Origin of the sequence: Hydrocarboniphaga daqingensis, assembly GCF_900129825.1 — a bacterium.
GTDB classification, from domain to species: domain Bacteria; phylum Pseudomonadota; class Gammaproteobacteria; order Nevskiales; family Nevskiaceae; genus Hydrocarboniphaga; species Hydrocarboniphaga daqingensis.
The window spans coordinates 22,056-38,475 of record NZ_FQWZ01000009.1 but is presented as its reverse complement, the minus strand read 5'-3'; the positions used below and the strand labels follow the sequence as shown (position 1 = coordinate 38,475).

At 63.8% G+C, this 16,420-nt stretch carries 14 protein-coding genes; 2 read left to right on the top strand and 12 right to left on the bottom strand.

All coding sequences use genetic code 11. From position 1 onward, the window contains the following. Positions 1-21: 21 nt before the first annotated feature. From leuA to ilvN, 4 genes are all read right to left on the bottom strand, one after another. Positions 22-1,707: a 2-isopropylmalate synthase gene (leuA, locus tag BUB09_RS16240; RefSeq protein ID WP_072899540.1), complete on the bottom strand. Its 1,686-nt coding sequence runs from the start codon at positions 1,705-1,707 to the stop codon at positions 22-24. 307 nt (positions 1,708-2,014) lie between these two features. Beyond that, positions 2,015-2,830 (bottom strand): CDP-diacylglycerol--serine O-phosphatidyltransferase, encoded by an 816-nt coding sequence (pssA, locus tag BUB09_RS16235; protein ID WP_084083523.1) that lies wholly within the window; start codon positions 2,828-2,830, stop codon positions 2,015-2,017. A gap of 209 nt (positions 2,831-3,039) precedes the next feature. Beyond that, positions 3,040-4,056 carry a ketol-acid reductoisomerase gene (gene ilvC / locus BUB09_RS16230; protein ID WP_072899536.1) on the bottom strand — a complete coding sequence of 339 codons (1,017 nt, stop codon included), beginning with the start codon at positions 4,054-4,056 and terminating at the stop codon, positions 3,040-3,042. Positions 4,057-4,143: 87 nt separating this feature from the next. Further along, positions 4,144-4,647 carry an acetolactate synthase small subunit gene (ilvN, locus tag BUB09_RS16225; RefSeq protein ID WP_072899483.1) on the bottom strand — a complete coding sequence of 168 codons (504 nt, stop codon included), beginning with the start codon at positions 4,645-4,647 and terminating at the stop codon, positions 4,144-4,146. A 125-nt stretch (positions 4,648-4,772) separates the two neighbouring features. Between ilvN and ilvB the strand changes: the two genes are divergently transcribed. Together ilvB and BUB09_RS16215 are read left to right on the top strand one after the other, a co-directional pair. Then, the gene (gene ilvB, locus BUB09_RS16220) at positions 4,773-6,626 is read left to right on the top strand and encodes a biosynthetic-type acetolactate synthase large subunit (protein ID WP_072899481.1); all 1,854 of its coding nucleotides are present in this window, start codon (positions 4,773-4,775) and stop codon (positions 6,624-6,626) included. Positions 6,627-6,723: 97 nt separating this feature from the next. Continuing rightward, the gene (locus BUB09_RS16215) at positions 6,724-7,500 is read left to right on the top strand and encodes an enoyl-CoA hydratase (protein ID WP_084083522.1); all 777 of its coding nucleotides are present in this window, start codon (positions 6,724-6,726) and stop codon (positions 7,498-7,500) included. Between the two features lie 45 nt (positions 7,501-7,545). Here BUB09_RS16215 and BUB09_RS16210 read toward each other — a convergent pair whose 3' ends face one another. The 8 genes from BUB09_RS16210 to BUB09_RS16175 are packed head-to-tail and all read right to left on the bottom strand — an operon-like array spanning position 7,546 to position 16,414. After that, positions 7,546-8,703, bottom strand: coding sequence for an acyl-CoA dehydrogenase family protein (locus tag BUB09_RS16210; RefSeq protein WP_072899479.1), 1,158 nt, complete (start codon positions 8,701-8,703; stop codon positions 7,546-7,548). Beyond that, positions 8,703-9,443, bottom strand: a complete 741-nt coding sequence (locus BUB09_RS16205) for a methyltransferase family protein (protein ID WP_084083521.1) — start codon at positions 9,441-9,443, stop codon at positions 8,703-8,705. The genes BUB09_RS16210 and BUB09_RS16205 overlap by 1 nt, the downstream gene beginning before the upstream one ends. After that, complete coding sequence (locus BUB09_RS16200; RefSeq protein ID WP_072899465.1) at positions 9,440-10,330, bottom strand: SDR family oxidoreductase; 891 nt, start codon at positions 10,328-10,330, stop codon at positions 9,440-9,442. The genes BUB09_RS16205 and BUB09_RS16200 overlap by 4 nt, the downstream gene beginning before the upstream one ends. Before the next feature lies 1 nt (position 10,331). Continuing rightward, positions 10,332-10,646 (bottom strand): SCP2 sterol-binding domain-containing protein, encoded by a 315-nt coding sequence (locus BUB09_RS16195; protein ID WP_072899463.1) that lies wholly within the window; start codon positions 10,644-10,646, stop codon positions 10,332-10,334. Between the two features lie 46 nt (positions 10,647-10,692). Next, complete coding sequence (locus BUB09_RS16190; protein ID WP_245793323.1) at positions 10,693-12,702, bottom strand: acetyl-CoA carboxylase biotin carboxylase subunit; 2,010 nt, start codon at positions 12,700-12,702, stop codon at positions 10,693-10,695. Then, entirely contained in the window at positions 12,699-13,535 is an 837-nt protein-coding gene (locus BUB09_RS16185; protein ID WP_072899459.1) for an enoyl-CoA hydratase/isomerase family protein, read from the bottom strand. The genes BUB09_RS16190 and BUB09_RS16185 overlap by 4 nt, the downstream gene beginning before the upstream one ends. Then, positions 13,535-14,728, bottom strand: a complete 1,194-nt coding sequence (locus BUB09_RS16180; protein ID WP_072899457.1) for an acyl-CoA dehydrogenase family protein — start codon at positions 14,726-14,728, stop codon at positions 13,535-13,537. The genes BUB09_RS16185 and BUB09_RS16180 overlap by 1 nt, the downstream gene beginning before the upstream one ends. A 60-nt stretch (positions 14,729-14,788) precedes the next feature. After that, on the bottom strand, positions 14,789-16,414 hold the full coding sequence (locus BUB09_RS16175; protein WP_072899455.1) for an acyl-CoA carboxylase subunit beta: 1,626 nt from the start codon (positions 16,412-16,414) through the stop codon (positions 14,789-14,791). Positions 16,415-16,420: the final 6 nt, after the last annotated feature.

Sequence of the window (16,420 nt, the reverse complement as noted above, 5' to 3'; positions counted from 1 at the left end):
CCGTGGCGTCGCGCCCGCTGCTCAGCGGCGCGCGGCCAAAATGCGGTTGGCGCCCGACAGGATCGCCTTCAGCGAGGCCGTGACGATGTTGGCATCGCGGCCAACGCCGAAAACGTTCTTCTGCCCGGCCAGCGGCTCACCAATCTTCAGCTCGATGTAGGTCACCGCTGCTGCATCGGCACCCGCGCCGATCGCATGCTCGGCGTAATCGACGATCGCGATCGGCTCACCCATCAGCTGCGACAAGCCGGACACGAACGCATCGATCGGTCCGTTGCCGCGGCCTTCGAGCTTGCGTCGCTCGCCGCTGATGCTGATCTCGGTCGACAGCTCGACCGTATTGCGCGACGAGTCTTCGACCAAGTGGTGAGCGACGTAGCCGTACGGCTGCTGGGCGTCCAGATACGCGCGGCTGAAAATCGCCCAGATGTCGGCGGCGCTGACTTCCTTGCCGGATTCATCCATCGCTTCCTGGACGATCTGGCTGAACTCGATCTGCAGCCGGCGCGGCAACTTCAGGCCATATTCCTGTTCGAGCAGATAGGTGATGCCGCCCTTGCCGCTCTGCGAATTGACGCGGATCACCGCTTCGTAACTGCGGCCGACGTCCTTCGGGTCGATCGGCAGATATGGCATATCCCAGATGTCGCCTTCCTTGCGGGCGGCGAACGCCTTCTTGATGGCGTCCTGGTGCGAGCCCGAGAACGAGGTGTAGACCAAGTCGCCGACATAGGGATGGCGCGGATGCACCGGCAGCTGATTGCAGTACTCGACGGTGGCGCGAACCGAATCGATATCGGAAAAATCCAGGCCCGGATCGACACCCTGCGAATACAGGTTCAGCGCCAGATTGACGACGTCGACGTTGCCGGTGCGTTCGCCGTTGCCGAACAAGCAGCCTTCGACGCGGTCGATACCGGCCATCATCGCCAGTTCGGCCGTCGCCACGCCGGTGCCGCGGTCGTTGTGCGGGTGCGCCGACAGAATGATGCCGTCACGCCGCTTCAGATTGCGGTGCATCCACTCGATCTGGTCGGCGTAGAGGTTCGGCGTCGAATGCTCGATCGTCGTCGGCAGATTGATGATGCAGCGATTGGTCGGCGACGACTGCCAGATCTCGGTGACCGCGTCGACGCAGGCCTTCGAGAACTCCAGTTCGGCGTCGGAGAACATCTCCGGCGAATACTGGAACGTCCAGTTCGTTGCCGGCTGCTCGGCAGCCAGGTCCCTGACCAGCTGCGCATGCGGCACGGTCAGCTCGGCGATCACCTGCTCCTTGCTCATGTTGAACACGACGTTGCGCATCACCGGCGCCACCGCGTGGTAGTAATGCAGGATCACGTTGCGCGCACCGCGCATCGCTTCGAACGTGCGGCGGATCAGCGGCTCACGCGCCGGGGTCAGCACCTGGATCGCGACGTCGTCCGGAATGTGCCCGCCTTCGATCAACTCACGCATGAAGTCGAATTCAATCTGCGAGGCGGACGGAAAGCCGACTTCGATCTCCTTGAAGCCGATCTTGACCAGCATCTGGAACATGCGCAGCTTGCGCGCCGCATTCATCGGCTCGATCAACGCCTGATTGCCGTCGCGAAGATCGACGCTGCACCAGATCGGCGGACGCGTCACGACGACGTCGGGCCAAGTGCGGTCGCGCAGACCGATCGGCGCAAAGCTACGGTACTTGGTGGCAGGGTTCTTCAGCATGGCCATGGCGTGGTTCCAGGAGGCGACCGGATTCGGCATCCGGTTGGCGGCGGCGTGCTAGGCAAGCGAGCCTGCACCGCGGCAGCCGGTGGTATGAACTTGTTCGGGGTTTTGCACGGTGAGGGGCCCCGTGCGGCCGTGTGCTGTTGGTCTGCCTTACGGCAGAAGCAGCAGGAGAAGCGGAAGCAGCGCCAGCGCCGGCGCGGGGCCGGGCTTGAGGGCAACGTGGTTGCGGGCGCTGATCATGGGCGCGAAGTGTAAGCATTTTGCAGGCGCGCGCAAAGCCGGGGCCTGGCCAACGGTGCCTTCAAGCCGACGTCGGCTTCTTGCCACGGCTGCGGCGCCAGATCACGGCCGTCGGCCCCGACAAGGCATACGCCAAGAAGCCGAGAAACAGCACGCGCGGCGGATCGATCGCCACCAGCGCCAGTACGCCGACGATGCCGGCGAACGTGGCGAAGCGCACCGTACCCGACAGGTTGAGCTTCTTGAAGCTGTTGTAGCGAATGCTCGACACCATCGACAGCGCCGTGGCAAGCGTCAGCGGCGCAGCCAGCCACAGCACGTCGTGACCGTCAAACGGCACACGGCCACTGATCCACGCAAACAGCGAGCGGCTGTCGTCGACGCTGCTCCACACGAAGAACGTGACCACCGCCGCTGCTGCCGGGCTCGGCACGCCGAAGAAGTCCTTGTTGCTGCTGGCAATCGCGGCCAGCACGTTGAAGCGGGCCAGGCGCATCGCAGCACAGGCCGCATAGCTGAACGAGATCACCCAACCGAGCTTGCCGCCGAGCCAGGCGTAGTCCGCCAGAAACTGCAGGCTGTAAGCGTAGATCAGGATCGCCGGCGCGACACCGAAGGCCACCATGTCGCACAGCGAGTCGTATTCCTTGCCGAAGTCGCTGGCGGTGCCCGTCATCCGCGCGATGCGGCCGTCGAGACCGTCCGCGATCATCGCCACCAGAATGCCCACGCAGGCCGCCTCGAAGCGCCCGTCGGTGGCCATCAAGATCGCGTAGAAGCCGCCGAACAGCGTCATCGTCGTGAACAGATTCGGCAGGATGTAGATGCCCTTGCGTCGCTTGCGCGGCGGCGTCTCGGTCATCGGGGTCTCGCTCATGCTCGCGCCTCTTACGGCCGGGTGGTCATCGAATCATCTTAGCCGCGGCCTGCTGAATGCCGCCACGGCAGCCAGAAACAAGAAACCCCTCTCCCACCGGGAGAGGGGTTGGGGTCAGAGCGTGATATCGCAACCGATGTTGCGGCGTCACCGCCCTGACCCGGCGCTTCGCGCCCCCCTCTGCCGATGGCAGAGGGGCCAAGACAAGCTTAGTTCTTGGTCTTGTCGACCAGCTTGTTCTTGCCGATCCACGGCATCATCGCGCGCAACTGGGCGCCGACGACTTCGATCGGGTGCGCGGCGTTGAGGCGGCGCATCGCGGTCATTTCCGGGTAGCCCAGCTTGCCTTCGGAAACGAAAGCCTTGGCGTACTTGCCGGTCTGGATGTCGAGCAGGGCCTGCTTCATGGCCTTGCGCGATTCGGCGTTGATGACCTTGGGACCGGTCACGTACTCGCCGTACTCGGCATTGTTCGAGATCGAGTAGTTCATCGTTGCGATGCCGCCTTCGTACATCAGGTCGACGATCAGCTTGAGCTCGTGCAGGCACTCGAAGTAGGCCATTTCCGGCTCGTAACCGGCTTCGACCAGGGTTTCGAAGCCGGCCTTGACCAGCTCCACGGCGCCGCCGCACAGCACGGCCTGCTCACCGAACAGGTCGGTTTCGCACTCGTTCTTGAACGACGTCTCGATGATGCCCGAGCGACCGCCGCCGATGGCCGAAGCGTAGGACAGCGCGACCTGCTTGGCGCTGCCGCTGGTGTCCTGATAAACGGCGATCAGGTCGGGGATGCCGCCGCCCTTGGTGTACTCGTTGCGCACCGTGTGGCCCGGAGCCTTAGGCGCGATCATGATCACGTCGAGGTCGGCGCGCGGCACCACCTGGTTGTAGTGGATCGCAAAGCCGTGGGCGAAGGCCAGCGTCGCGCCCTTCTTGATGTTCGGCTCGATCTCGTTCTTGTACAGCTCGGCCTGGAACTCGTCCGGCGTCAGAATCATGATCAGATCGGCCCAGGCGCAGGCGTCGGCGACGCTCTTGACCTTCAGACCGCCAGCCTCGACCTTGGCGGCCGTGGCCGAACCCGGGCGCAGCGCCACGACGACATCGACACCGCTGTCCTTCAGGTTCAGCGCATGGGCATGGCCCTGCGAGCCGTAACCGACGATGGCGACCTTCTTGTTCTGGATGATCGACAGGTCGGCGTCTTTGTCGTAGTAAACCTTGATAGCCATGTCTTTGCTTCGCTCTTTGGATGTGACGCGGGGCCTGCGGCCCCGTCCTTACAGATTCGGATGGATCGGCGGGTTGCCCGGCTATTGCGCCGGCAGCGCCAGCACCTCGTGGCCGCGCGCCATGGCCGCAACACCGCTACGGACCAGCTCGAGGATCGGGGCCAGCGCGCCGACCTCGGCAACGAAACCGTCGATCTCGGCGCCGGTGCCCGACAGCTGAAGCAAGCGGGTGTTGGCGGTTTCGTCGAGGATCTGGCCGCGGTGGCGGCGCACGCATTCGACGACTTCTCGCGCGGCGCCGTTGCTGACGTCGACCTTGACCATGACCAGCTCGCATTCGAGGTGGTCGTGGCTCGACAGGTTGGTGATTTCGACCACGTCGACCAGCTTGCGGGTCTGCTGGATGATCTGGTGGATCACCTGGTCAGTGCCGGTGGTCACCAGCGACAGGCGGGACACGGACGGGTCGTGCGTGGGGGCCACCGACAGTGAGTCGATGTTGTAGCCGCGCGACGAGAACATGCTGGCAACCCGGGCAAGGGCTCCGGCCTCGTTCTGCAGCAGAATGGAGATGATGTGGCGCATGGGGGGCGGAAGAATAATGGGGGGTATCCCCCGGCGCAACCGCTAGCGCAGGCGCAGACCTGTCGGCATGAGGGAATCCCCCCTATAATTCGCGCCCCATTTTCGCCTCCCGGCCCCGCCGATCCATGAACGCCGCACCCGCCAACGCACGCCACCCGCTGTCAGGAACCTCGATGTCGGGTGCCGAGATCGTCGTACAGGTTCTGGCCGACGAGGGCGTGGACGTGATTTTCGGCTACTCCGGCGGCGCGATCCTGCCAACCTACGACGCGGTGTTCCGCTACAACCAGCGGCACCGCGCTGCCGACGGCAGCGAGCCGATGCCGCTGATCGTGCCGTCCAACGAACAGGCTGCCGGCTTCATGGCCGCCGGCTACGCCCGCGCATCCGGCAAGGTCGGCGTCGCGCTGGTGACCTCGGGTCCGGGCGCAACCAACACCGTCACGCCGGTGCGCGACTGCATGGCCGACTCGGTGCCGATCGTCGTCATCTGCGGCCAGGTGCCGACCGCCGCGATCGGCTCGGATGGCTTTCAGGAGGCGCCGATCGCCTCGATCATGGGGTCCTGCGCCAAGCACGTGTTCCTGGTCACTGACGCGACCAAGCTCGAATCGACGCTGCGCGCCGCGTTCGAGATCGCCCGCAGCGGCCGCCCCGGTCCGGTGGTCGTCGACATCCCCAAGGACGTGCAGAACTGGTCCGGCCCGTTTGCCGGTGAAGGCACACTGCCGCTGCCCGGCTTCCGCGCACGCTTGCGCGAGGTCTACGGCAACGTGCTGGGCGGCGACAAGGCCGAGCAGTTCGCCGATCTGCTCGCGGCGGCCAAAAAGCCGCTGATCTACGCGGGCGGCGGCGTCATCAACGGCGAAGCGTCCGACAGCCTGCGCGCCTTCGCCGAAGCCTTCGGCATTCCGGTGACGACCACGCTGATGGGCATCGGCGTCGTCGACACCGCCGCGCCGCTGTCGCTGCAGATGCTCGGCATGCACGGCACCGCGTTCGCCAACTACGCGACCGACGACTGCGACTTTCTGATCGCGATCGGCGCACGCTTCGACGACCGCGTCGCGGGCGTGCCGGGCAAGTTTGCCGGCAACGCGCGCGCGATCGCGCACTTGGACGTCGACCCATCCGAAATCGGCAAGGTCAAGCGCGTGCACTGGCACCACGTCGGCGAACTCAATGCCGCGCTGCGCACGTTGCTCGACACGGCGCAGCGTCGCGGCCTGAGCCGTGACCACGCCGAATGGGTGCGCTGGCGCGAGCACATCGCCTCGCTCAAGCAGACCTACGCGATGAACTACGACCGCGAATCGATCGCAATCCAGCCGCATGCGGTCATCGAAGAAATCAACCGCATCACCCAGGGCAAGGCCGTGGTTGCCACTGGCGTGGGCCAGCACCAGATGTGGGCCGCGCAGTACTTCGATTTCGCCGAACCGAGGCTGTGGCTGACATCGGGCTCGATGGGCACGATGGGCTTCGGCTTGCCGGCCGCGATCGGTGCGGCCTATGCGCGCCGTGACCGCGTGATCATCGACATCGATGGCGACGCCAGCATCCGGATGAACTTCGGCGAGTTGGAAACGGTGACCACCTACAACCTGCCGGTCAAGGTCGTCGTGCTGAACAACTTCGGCGACGGCATGGTCAAGCAGTGGCAGCGCTTGTTCTTCGAAAGCCGCTATGCCGGCTCCGACAAGGGCCTGCACCGCAAGGACTTCATCAAGGCGGCCGAAGCCGACGGTTATCAGTTTGCGCGTCGCGTCCGGCACAAGGCGGAACTGGCCGAAGCGGTGCGCGCGTTCATCGAGTTCGATGGCCCGGCGTTCCTCGAAGTCGAGATCGACCAGATGGCCAGCGTCTATCCGATGGTCGGCCCCGGCATGAGCTACGAGCAGATGATCACCGGCGAGTGGATTCCGTCGCGAAAGGCGGCCAGTGCCACCGTCAAGACCGACAAGGCCGATCTGTTCTAGCCCTTCTCTGCCGCGCCTACGCCGATGGGGTGGGCGCGGACGCCGTGTCAGCCGCTAGACTCCGGGTATTCACGTTCCCATCTCCCGGAGTCCCACGATGAGCCAACCCCTGACGGTCACCGAACTGCACGGTGCGGTAATGACACTGCGGCTGAACCGCGCCGATAAGAAGAACGCGCTCAACAGCGAGCTCTACAACGGCATCACGGCCGCGTTTGCCGAAGCGGCCGCCAACCCGGCGGTACGCGTGGTACTGATGACCGGCACCGCCGACAGCTTCTGCGCCGGCAACGACATCGTCGACTTCTTGCAGAACACGCCGACCACGGCCGACGACGCGCCGGTGATGCGCTTCATGCGGGCGATGGCCAACTTCCCCAAGCCGATCGTGACGGCCGTCAACGGTCTGGCGATCGGCGTCGGCGTGACGATGCTGCTGCACAGCGACCTGGTCTACGCCGCGCAGAGCGCCAAACTGCAGATGCCGTTCACGAACATCGGCATCTGCCCAGAGTTCGCGTCGAGCCTGCTGCTGCCGGCGATGATGGGCCATCAGCGCGCCGCCGAGCTGACGATGTTCGGCGAGCCGTTCGACGCGCAGACCGCGCGTGAAGTCGGCATCGTCAACGCCGTACTGCCCGACGCCGAACTGGCAGCGTTCGCGATGGAGCGAGCGCAAAAGCTCGCACAGCAGCCGCCCAACGCGCTGCGCACGACCAAGGCGCTGCTGAAGCGCTGGCCGATCGAGCAGATCAACGAGGCCATCCCCTACGAAGCCAGCTTCTTCATGCCGATGCTGAAGATGCCGGAGGCGATCGAGGCACTGGGCGCGTTCATGCAGAAGCGCAAGCCGGACTTTTCGCGCTTTAGCTAAACCACACCGCTGATGCAGGCGACGGCGCCCCCGCCGTCGCCTGCATCAATAGCCGAGTTGTTTGGCGGCGAGGTCCTTCATCACCTCGGACGCACCGCCGCCGATCGACAGCACCTTGGTTTCACGGAATACACGCTCGACCTTGGCACCGCGCAAATAGCCGGCGCCGCCAAAGATCTGCACGGCCTCTCCGGCCACACTTTCCAGCGTGCTGGTCGCCAGATTCTTCAGCAGACATAGGTCCGCAATCGGCGTCTGCCCGCGCGAGACGCGCCAGGTCAGCAGATCGAGCTGCGCTTTGACCGCGTCGATGCGCGACTTCATGTCCACCAGCTTGTGCCGTATCGCCTGCCGCGACAGCAGCGGCTTGCCGAAGGTTTGGCGCTCGCGGGCATAAGCCAGCGACTCCTCGTAGCACAGCTGCGCGCTGGCCCAAGCCTGGGCGGCGAGCATCAGACGCTCGTTGTTGAAATTCATCATGATCGCCATGAAGCCGGCGTTCTCGGCGCCGATGCGATGACTGACCGGGACGCGGCAGCCGTCGAAGTACAACGTCGCGGTATCCGAGCAATGCCAGCCCATTTTCTGCAGCGGGCTGCGCGTGAATCCCGGTGTGCCGGCTTCAACCACTAATAGCGACACGCCGCCCAAGCCGGGCTCGCCGGTTCGCACCGCGAGCGTGATGTAGTCGGCGCGCATGCCGGACGTGATGAACGTCTTCTGCCCGTCTACGACGTAATGATCGCCATCGCGACGCGCGCGCGTGCGCAGGTTGGCAACGTCCGATCCGCCGCCGGGCTCGGTCACCGCCAACGCGGCGATGCGCTCGCCGGCCAGCACCGGTCGCAAGAAGCGCTGCTGCTGCTCGGGCGTGCCCGCATACATCAAGGGCGGGCTGGCAATGCCGTGCGACAGCAGGCTGGCGATCAGTCCACCCGCACTGGTGCGTGCCAGTTCTTCGACGACGATCTGCTGATAAAAGCGATCGGGCACATCGACGCCGCCAAGCTTCTCCGGAAACCCGATACCGAGCAGGCCCGCATCGGCCGCCTTGCGGTGCAACTCGCGCGGCAATTCGCCTGCGGCCTCCCAGGCGTCGATATGCGGTGTGCATTCACGTTCGACAAAGCGGCGCACTTGCACCCGGAATGCGTCGTGATCCTCGTTCAGATACGGCGACAACGCCGGCTTTGCACCCGCCATCAAAACACTCCTGGCAGCAACCATGCGCTGCGCTTCTTGTAAGCCCGCCATTGAGGATGGCGCGACATGCTCGCCTCCTTGAATGCCATGTTCGGCGCGAATAAACCGAGCCAGAACACCATCAGGATCACGGCCGGTATCCAGTGCCAGACCAGCAATGCAAATCCGCCATACACCATCATCTCGCCGAGATAGTTCGGGTGGCGGACATAGCGGAATACACCGTCGGTGATCAAGCCGCGCTGATATCGCAGCGTGTAGAACTTGTGGGCGTCCGCCGCGATCATTACCACGCTGCCGAGCATGCTCATCGAGATGCACAGGCAGAACCACGCGGCGTCCGGCAGCGGATACTGAGGCGCCGCCGTCCCCGAGATCAGCAGCCAGCCGAAGCTCCAGTACAAACCCAGACCGAAAGCGCCGACCAAGCTACTGAGCAGCGTCACCCTTCGTTGCCAATTGGCGTCGGGAAAGCAAAGGTCCTTGAGCAACCAGCACAGACCATAGCTGCCGTGCAGCGCCAGGTAGATCCACGCCGCCGTGCTCGTCGCTGCGGGTGTCAGCGGCGCGTAGATCAGCATCAACAGACCGTAGAACAGAAAGCTGCCGCCTTTCTGCGCATTGATGATCCACGAGAACCTCAACGGCCGCGGGCCGCCGCCGAGGTCGTACAACAGCCTGTCGCTGACCGCGCGCAAAACGCGAGCCCAACGCGGTGGCGCGGCTGCTGATGCGTTCATCGGGCTTTGGGCTTGAGCGCTTCAAGCGCCGCCGGCGGCCGCTCGCGATGGAAACCGCCATACGGCGTCGTCGACGGCTTGCCAGCCAGCGGAAACAACTTGGTGTTGCAGCTGGCCGCACCGTCGATCGTCAGCGTCGCGCCACTGACGAACGATGCAGCGTCGGACAGCAAAAATACGATCGCGGCGCTGACTTCGGCTTCGTTCGCCAGACGCCCCAGCGGAATCGCCGCCGCCATCTGAGGCAGCACCACGCTGGAAAACGCCGGGTCATAAGCGTCCATGCCGCTAGACGCGACAAAGCCCGGCGCGACCGCATTAACACGCGTACCGCTGGCCGCCCATTCGACGGCCACCGTTTGCGTCAGATTCATCATGCCGGCACGCGCTGCACCGCTATGCGCCATGGCCGGCATGCCGCCCCACATATCCGCGATCATGTTGACGATCGAACCGCCGCGCTTGGCGAAGCAACGCAGGTACAGCTCGCGCGCCATCAGAAAACCACCGGTCAGATTGGCGCCGAGTACCGCCTCAAAGCCCTTCTTGCTGATCGCTTGTGCCGGTGACGGGAACTGCCCGCCGGCGTTGTTGACCAAACCGTGGATCGCACCATCTCGCTCGTCAAGCATGGTCTTGACGGCGAGCTTGACCGCATCTTCATCGCGAATATCGAAGGCCGCCATCGACGCGCTGCCACCGTCCGCGACGATCTCGTCAACGGTCGCGGACAGTTTTTCGGTCTTGCGTCCGGTCACGATGACGTGTGCACCCAGCGCCGCCAACTCGTGCGCGGTACAGCGGCCGATGCCCGAGCCACCGCCGGTGACGATATATGTGCGCCCGGCGAACAGCCCGGGCGCGAACACGCTGCGGTAGCCCGACATCTCAGAGCTTGCTGGCGTCGAAAAGACCCGAGATGCGCTGGGCCAGCATCATGTCGCCGTCGAGCTGCAGCTTGCCGCTCATGAACGCGCTCATGCCGCTAAGTTCGCCCTTGAGCAACTGCACCAGATCATCGTCGTCCATCGTCAGCGCGACATCGGACGAAGCGGCCGTACCGTCATTCACGACGCAGACGCCATTCTTGATCGTCACGTAGACCGGCTTGGCGATATTGAACTGGATCGTGCAATCGGTTCCGGACGCAGCATCGGCATTGAGGGCCTGCGGCAGCTTGGCGAGAAATTCATTTGCGCTCATCGTTGAAGCTCCTATTGTTGTTGAGGTTGAACGTTATCGGTACGGCTTATGCTGCGTCAGGTTTGATCTGCACCAGCAACTGACGCGACTTGACTTGCTGTCCAGGCTGCACCGCGATGCTCTCGACGATGCCGGCAACCGGCACACTGAGCTGAAACTCCATCTTCATCGCTTCGAGTACCGCCAGTGGCGTGCTGCGATCGACGCGCTGACCGACTTCCACATGCACGGCGACGATACGGCCGTCCGAGTGCGCCAGCAGTCGCCCATCAGACCCGGCGGCAGCTGACGCCACCGGCGCCAGCGTACGGTCGCGAAAGCACGACGTCGCCTGGCCGTCGGCGATCCAGAGTGCATCACCATCCCTGACGAACTCGATGCGCCGGTGCTGACCCTCGTAGATCGCCACGTAACCGGTCGGCGTCGACTCGATCACCTGCAGATCGATGCGCTGATCATCAACGGTCACGTTGAAACGGCGGCCGTCCACAACGGTCAGCCGCGGACGAATCAGGTCATCGCCATGTCGCAACACGCAGGGCGCCGCCGTCGGATGCGAGCTTTGCCAGCCGATCCATTCATCCGCCAGACCATGCTGCTCACGCAACACACGCGCGTCGTCCAGATAAAGCGCGACCACGGCCAATGCGACCCGCAACGGCGTCGCCGCGTCGAACTGTCGCTGCTGAAGGTGCTGATTCAAGAACGCCGTCGAAAACTGCCCGGACGCGAATGCCGGGTGCGCCACGATCGCCCGCAGAAAGTCGAGATTACTGGTCACGCCGAGCAGTACGGTCTCGTCAAGTGCGCGCAACAGCCGGTTTCGTGCTGACTTTCGGTCGTCGCCATACGCGATGATCTTGGCTTGCATCGAGTCGTAGAACGGGCTGATAGCAAGGCCGTCATACAAACCCGTGTCGACGCGCACACCCTCGCCCGCTGGCGCGCGCCAGCGCAGCACGCGACCCGTCTGCGGCCGATAGTCCTGCGACGGATCTTCGGCACAAAGCCGCACTTCGATCGCCGCGCCGCGGCGCCGCGCATTCAGCTCGGCCTGCGTCATCGGCAACGACTCGCCGCGCGCAACCCGCAGCTGCCACTCCACCAAGTCGACGCCGTAAACCGCCTCGGTCACCGGGTGCTCAACCTGCAGCCGCGTGTTCATCTCCAGAAAATAGAACTGCCGGTCCTGACCGAGCATGAACTCGACGGTGCCGGCGCCGACGTACTGCACCGCACGCGCTGCGGCGACCGCCGCTTCACCCATCTGCTGACGCAGTGCTTCGTCCAGCGCCGGAGAGGGCGCTTCTTCGACGACTTTCTGGTTGCGACGCTGAACTGAGCAATCGCGCTCGCCCAAGTGCACGATCTGGCCGTGACGGTCACCGAATATCTGGATCTCGACATGTCGAGCGTCGACGACCGCCTTCTCGACCAGCAGCTCGCCACTGCCAAAGGCACTGGCGGCTTCACTGCGCGCCGATGCAATGCTCGCGGGTAGTGCATCAGCATCGTGGACCAGCCGCATGCCACGGCCGCCACCGCCTGCGGCCGCCTTGATCATCACGGGCAGCCCGATTCGCAGCGCCTCGCGCTGCAGATCCTGATCGGTCGGCGAATCGTCGGCGCCGCGCCCTTGATAGCCTGGCACGCATGGCACGCCGGCTTGCAGCATCAGGCGTTTGGAAGCCGACTTGTTGCCCATCGCGTCGATCGAATGGGGATCGGGTCCAATGAAGATCAGGCCCGCACTCTGCACCGCACGAGCAAACTCGGCGCGCTCGGAAAGGAAGCCATAACCCGGGTGAATCGCATCGGCGCCGGACGCACGCGCGGCGGCGATCAGTTTGTCGATCGACAGGTAGGACTCTGCAGCGGGAGCCGCGCCGATGTGCACCGCTTCGTCGGCGTGGCGGACATGCAGAGCCTCTCGATCCGCATCGGAGTACACCGCCACGCTGCGGTACCCCATACGGCGCAAGCCGCGCATGATGCGTACTGCGATCTCGCCACGATTGGCGACCAGCACCTTGGTGAAGCCCATGGTATGACTCATGACGAGGCGCTCCCCTGCGCCGATACCACCCAGCTCGCGCGACGCTTCTGCATAAACGCCGTAATGCCCTCAGCTGCCTCACTGCCACGTGCGCATTGCGAAAACTGCAGCGCCGCGGCATCAAGTCGCGTCGCCAACTCCGCCGCTTCAACGTTCATCAGGATCGACTTGGTAATGGCGTTGGCTTGCGGGGCGCAGCGCAGCACCGCATCGAGCGTCTCGTCGAGCATCGCGTCGAGTGCAGCGGCATCATCGGCCACGAGGTGGACCAATCCAAGCCGCAATGCCTCCGCGCCATCGAATTGAGCGCCGGTCAGACACAGGCGCCGCGCTTGCGACAAGCCGACTCGTGACGCAACGAACGGCGCGATCTGCGCAGGCGGCAGGCCACGCGTGGTCTCAGGCAGGCCGAAGCGAGCCGCCGAGTGCGCGATCGCGATATCGGACACGCAGACCAGGCCGAAACCGCCGCCCAGTACGCTGCCTTCACATACCACGACGACGACCTGGGACGCGGCTTCGACCTGCTGCAGCATCGTGCCGAAGCGGCGGTTCAGTGCCGCAATCGGGTCATCACCAGCACTCTTTGGCGCTGTCGCCAGGCTTTTCAGATCGGCTCCCGCGCAGAAGTGTCCACCGGCGCCTCGGATCACCACGGCGCGTACATCGAGTCGTCCTCGGATCGCATCAAACGCGTCGATGATCTCGTCGAGCATCGCCGCAGTCATCGCATTACGCGATACCGGACGATTCAGCGTCAGATACAAAACGCCCTGCTGTAAGACCAACGTAATACTGTCGGTCGCCGGCAGTATCAATTCAGCCGGCTGCATCAGGCCGCTGCCTTCGTCGCCGCCTCGTCCGCCGGCTTCTTCTTCTTGCCCGGCAGGATGTTCATCATCTTGCAGATAATGCCGAGCATGATTTCATCCGCACCACCGCCGATCGAGATCAGGCGCGAGTCACGGAAGCATCGCGCCACATTGCTCTCGGTCATGTAGCCCTGACCGCCCCAGAACTGCAGGCAGGCATCGCTAACCTCACGGCTGACGCGGCCCACCTTGAGCTTGCACATGCTGGCCAGCATCGAAGCGTCACGTCCGGCGACGTATTCCTCGGTGGCCTGATAGACCAGCGCCTTCAATGATTCGACTTCGGTGCGCAGCTCGGCGAGACGAAAGTGGATGTACTGGTTGTCGATCAGCGGGCCGCCGAAAGCCTGGCGCTGACGGGTGTACTCGATCGTCTCGTTGATGCAGTTGAACAGCGAATCGATGCCGCTGGCGGCACCAAACAAGCGCTCTTCCTGGAACTGCAGCATCTGGTACGTGAAGCCCATACCCTCTTTGCCGATCAAGTAGCGCTGCGGCACCCGAACTTCATCGAGAAAGATCATCGCCGTATCCGAAGCGCGCATACCGAGCTTGTCCAGCCGCGTTTTGCGGTCGACACCTTTGGCGTCCATCGGCACGACGATCAACGACTTGTTCTGATGGACCTTGCCCTCGCCAGTATTGACCAGCATGCACGCCCAGTCGGACTGCGTGCCATTGGTGATCCACATCTTGGAGCCATTGATCACGTAATCGCCGCCGTCCTTGCGTGCCGTGGTCTTGATGCTGGCCACATCGGAACCGGACCCCACTTCGCTGACGGCCAGCGAGCAGACCCGCTCGCCGGCAATCGTCGGCGCCAGGAATTCGCTGCGCAGCTCGTCCGAACCAAAGCGCGCCAGTGCTGGCGTTGCCATGCTGGTCTGCACACCGATCGCCATCGGCAGGCTGCCGCCGATGCAATTCCCCAGCGCCTGGCCGAAGATCACTTCATAGGAATAGTCGAGGCCTAGCCCACCGAACTTCTCTGGCCGCGTGATGCCGAGTAGACCCAGCTTTCCCATCTTGCCGAAGACTTCGCGCGCCGGAAAAACACCGTCTTTTTCCCATTGAGCGATATGTGGATTGAGCTCCTGCTGGACGAACTTCTTGGTGGTGTCGTACAGCGAGCGGTGTTCGGCGGTCAGCAACATAGTGCGTTCTCCTGATTCTTCTCGTATTGATTCTTGAAGCGGGAATGGCGGGTGCCGCGGCTACAAACGCGCCACGCCGTAGCTGCTGCGCAGGGTTTCGCGGGCGGCGCCTTCGCGGCATACCGACAAGCACAGGCCCAGTACTTTTCGCGTGTCGCGGGGATCGATCAGACCGTCGTCGAACAACCGGGCGGTCGCGGCAAACGCATGCGATTCCTTGTCGAACTGGCCGACGATGTTCTGACGGATCGCCGCCAGCATTTTCTCGTCGGTTTCGCTCATCTGTTTGCCCTGCTTGATCCATTTGTCGCGGGTGATGATCTCCATCACGCTGGCGGCCTGCTCTCCGCCCATTACCGCCGTGCGTGAGCTCGGCCACGCAAAAATGAAATGCGGGCCAAAGCCACGACCACACATGCCGTAGTTGCCGGCGCCGAAGCTGGCGCCGATCACGATCGTGATTTGAGGAACCGAGGCATTGGCAACGGCCTGGATCATCTTGCTGCCGTGTTTGACGATGCCGCCTTGCTCGCTTTCGGTGCCGACCATATAGCCGGTGGTGTTCATCAGATACACGATGGGCACACCGGCCTGGCAGCAAAGCTGGATGAACTGTCCGGCCTTGGTTGCACCGCGCGTCGTGATCGGCCCGTTGTTGGAGACGATGCCGATGCGGTGACCGTGCAGCACGGCGCGGCCGCAGATCGTCTGATGGTCGTAATCGGCCTTGAACTCCAGGAACTCTGAGCCATCGACGAGTCGAGCGATCACCTCGCGGCAGTCGAAGGGCTTGCGGTAGTCGGGCGGAACGACGCCACACAGTTCCTCGACGTCGTACAGCGGGGCCCGTAGCGGCAGCTGTTCCAATACGGGTCGGCGTGCATTCCAGTTGAGATTGGCGACGATTTCGCGCGCGATGCGGATGCCGTCGGCATCGTTTTCGGCAACGAATTCGGTGGTACCCGCCGTCTGTGCGTGCATCTCGGCGCCGCCGAGCTCCTCTTCATTGGCGATCTCGCCGGTTGCCGCCTTGAGCAATGGCGGCCCGGCCAGAAACACCTTGGCGCGCTTGCGCACCATGACCACGTAGTCGGACAAGCCCGGCATGTAGGCACCGCCTGCCGTGGAAGAGCCATGGACGATGGTGACTTGCGGAATTCCGGCAGCGGAAAGCCTCGCTTGATTGGCAAACGTGCGGCCGCCTGGAATGAACACCTCGGCCTGATACAGCAGATTTGCGCCGCCGGACTCGACCATCGAGACGACAGGGAGTTTCTGCTGGAGCGCGACCTCCTGGATGCGCAGGCCTTTCTGTACACCCCAGGGCGTCATCGTGCCGCCTTTGATCGCCGAGTTGCTGGCGGTGACGATGCAGCGCACGCCCGATACATACCCAATGCCGGCAATCGTGTTACCGCCGGCCAGCGAGCCGTCCTTGTCGTCATGCATCCGGTAGCCGGCCAAGGTTGACAACTCCAGCCATGGCGACCCGCGATCCAGCATCAGATGCACCCTCTCGCGCGGCAGCAATTGCTGCCGCTGGTGGAAGCGCTCGCGCTTGCTTTCCTCTTCGGTGCGGCCCTTGGCTTCGACGGCGCGCCAGTCGGCGATGGCCTTGAGCATGCCGTCGCGATGCTGCCGATAGCTTTCACTGCTGGTATCGATTTGGGTTTCGAGAATGGGCATATCGTG

Excerpts from the sequence above, each read along its gene's own strand:
- leuA (WP_072899540.1), bottom strand. The coding sequence starts at position 1,707 with ATGCTGAAGAACCCTGCCACCAAGTACCGTAGCTTTGCGCCGATCGGT.
- pssA (WP_084083523.1), bottom strand. The coding sequence starts at position 2,830 with ATGAGCGAGACCCCGATGACCGAGACGCCGCCGCGCAAGCGACGCAAG.
- ilvN (WP_072899483.1), bottom strand. The coding sequence starts at position 4,647 with ATGCGCCACATCATCTCCATTCTGCTGCAGAACGAGGCCGGAGCCCTT.
- ilvB (WP_072899481.1), top strand. The coding sequence starts at position 4,773 with ATGAACGCCGCACCCGCCAACGCACGCCACCCGCTGTCAGGAACCTCG.
- BUB09_RS16215 (WP_084083522.1), top strand. The coding sequence starts at position 6,724 with ATGAGCCAACCCCTGACGGTCACCGAACTGCACGGTGCGGTAATGACA.
- BUB09_RS16210 (WP_072899479.1), bottom strand. The coding sequence starts at position 8,703 with ATGGCGGGTGCAAAGCCGGCGTTGTCGCCGTATCTGAACGAGGATCAC.
- BUB09_RS16205 (WP_084083521.1), bottom strand. The coding sequence starts at position 9,443 with ATGAACGCATCAGCAGCCGCGCCACCGCGTTGGGCTCGCGTTTTGCGC.
- BUB09_RS16200 (WP_072899465.1), bottom strand. The coding sequence starts at position 10,330 with ATGTCGGGCTACCGCAGCGTGTTCGCGCCCGGGCTGTTCGCCGGGCGC.
- BUB09_RS16195 (WP_072899463.1), bottom strand. The coding sequence starts at position 10,646 with ATGAGCGCAAATGAATTTCTCGCCAAGCTGCCGCAGGCCCTCAATGCC.
- BUB09_RS16190 (WP_245793323.1), bottom strand. The coding sequence starts at position 12,702 with ATGAGTCATACCATGGGCTTCACCAAGGTGCTGGTCGCCAATCGTGGC.
- BUB09_RS16185 (WP_072899459.1), bottom strand. The coding sequence starts at position 13,535 with ATGCAGCCGGCTGAATTGATACTGCCGGCGACCGACAGTATTACGTTG.
- BUB09_RS16180 (WP_072899457.1), bottom strand. The coding sequence starts at position 14,728 with ATGTTGCTGACCGCCGAACACCGCTCGCTGTACGACACCACCAAGAAG.
- BUB09_RS16175 (WP_072899455.1), bottom strand. The coding sequence starts at position 16,414 with ATGCCCATTCTCGAAACCCAAATCGATACCAGCAGTGAAAGCTATCGG.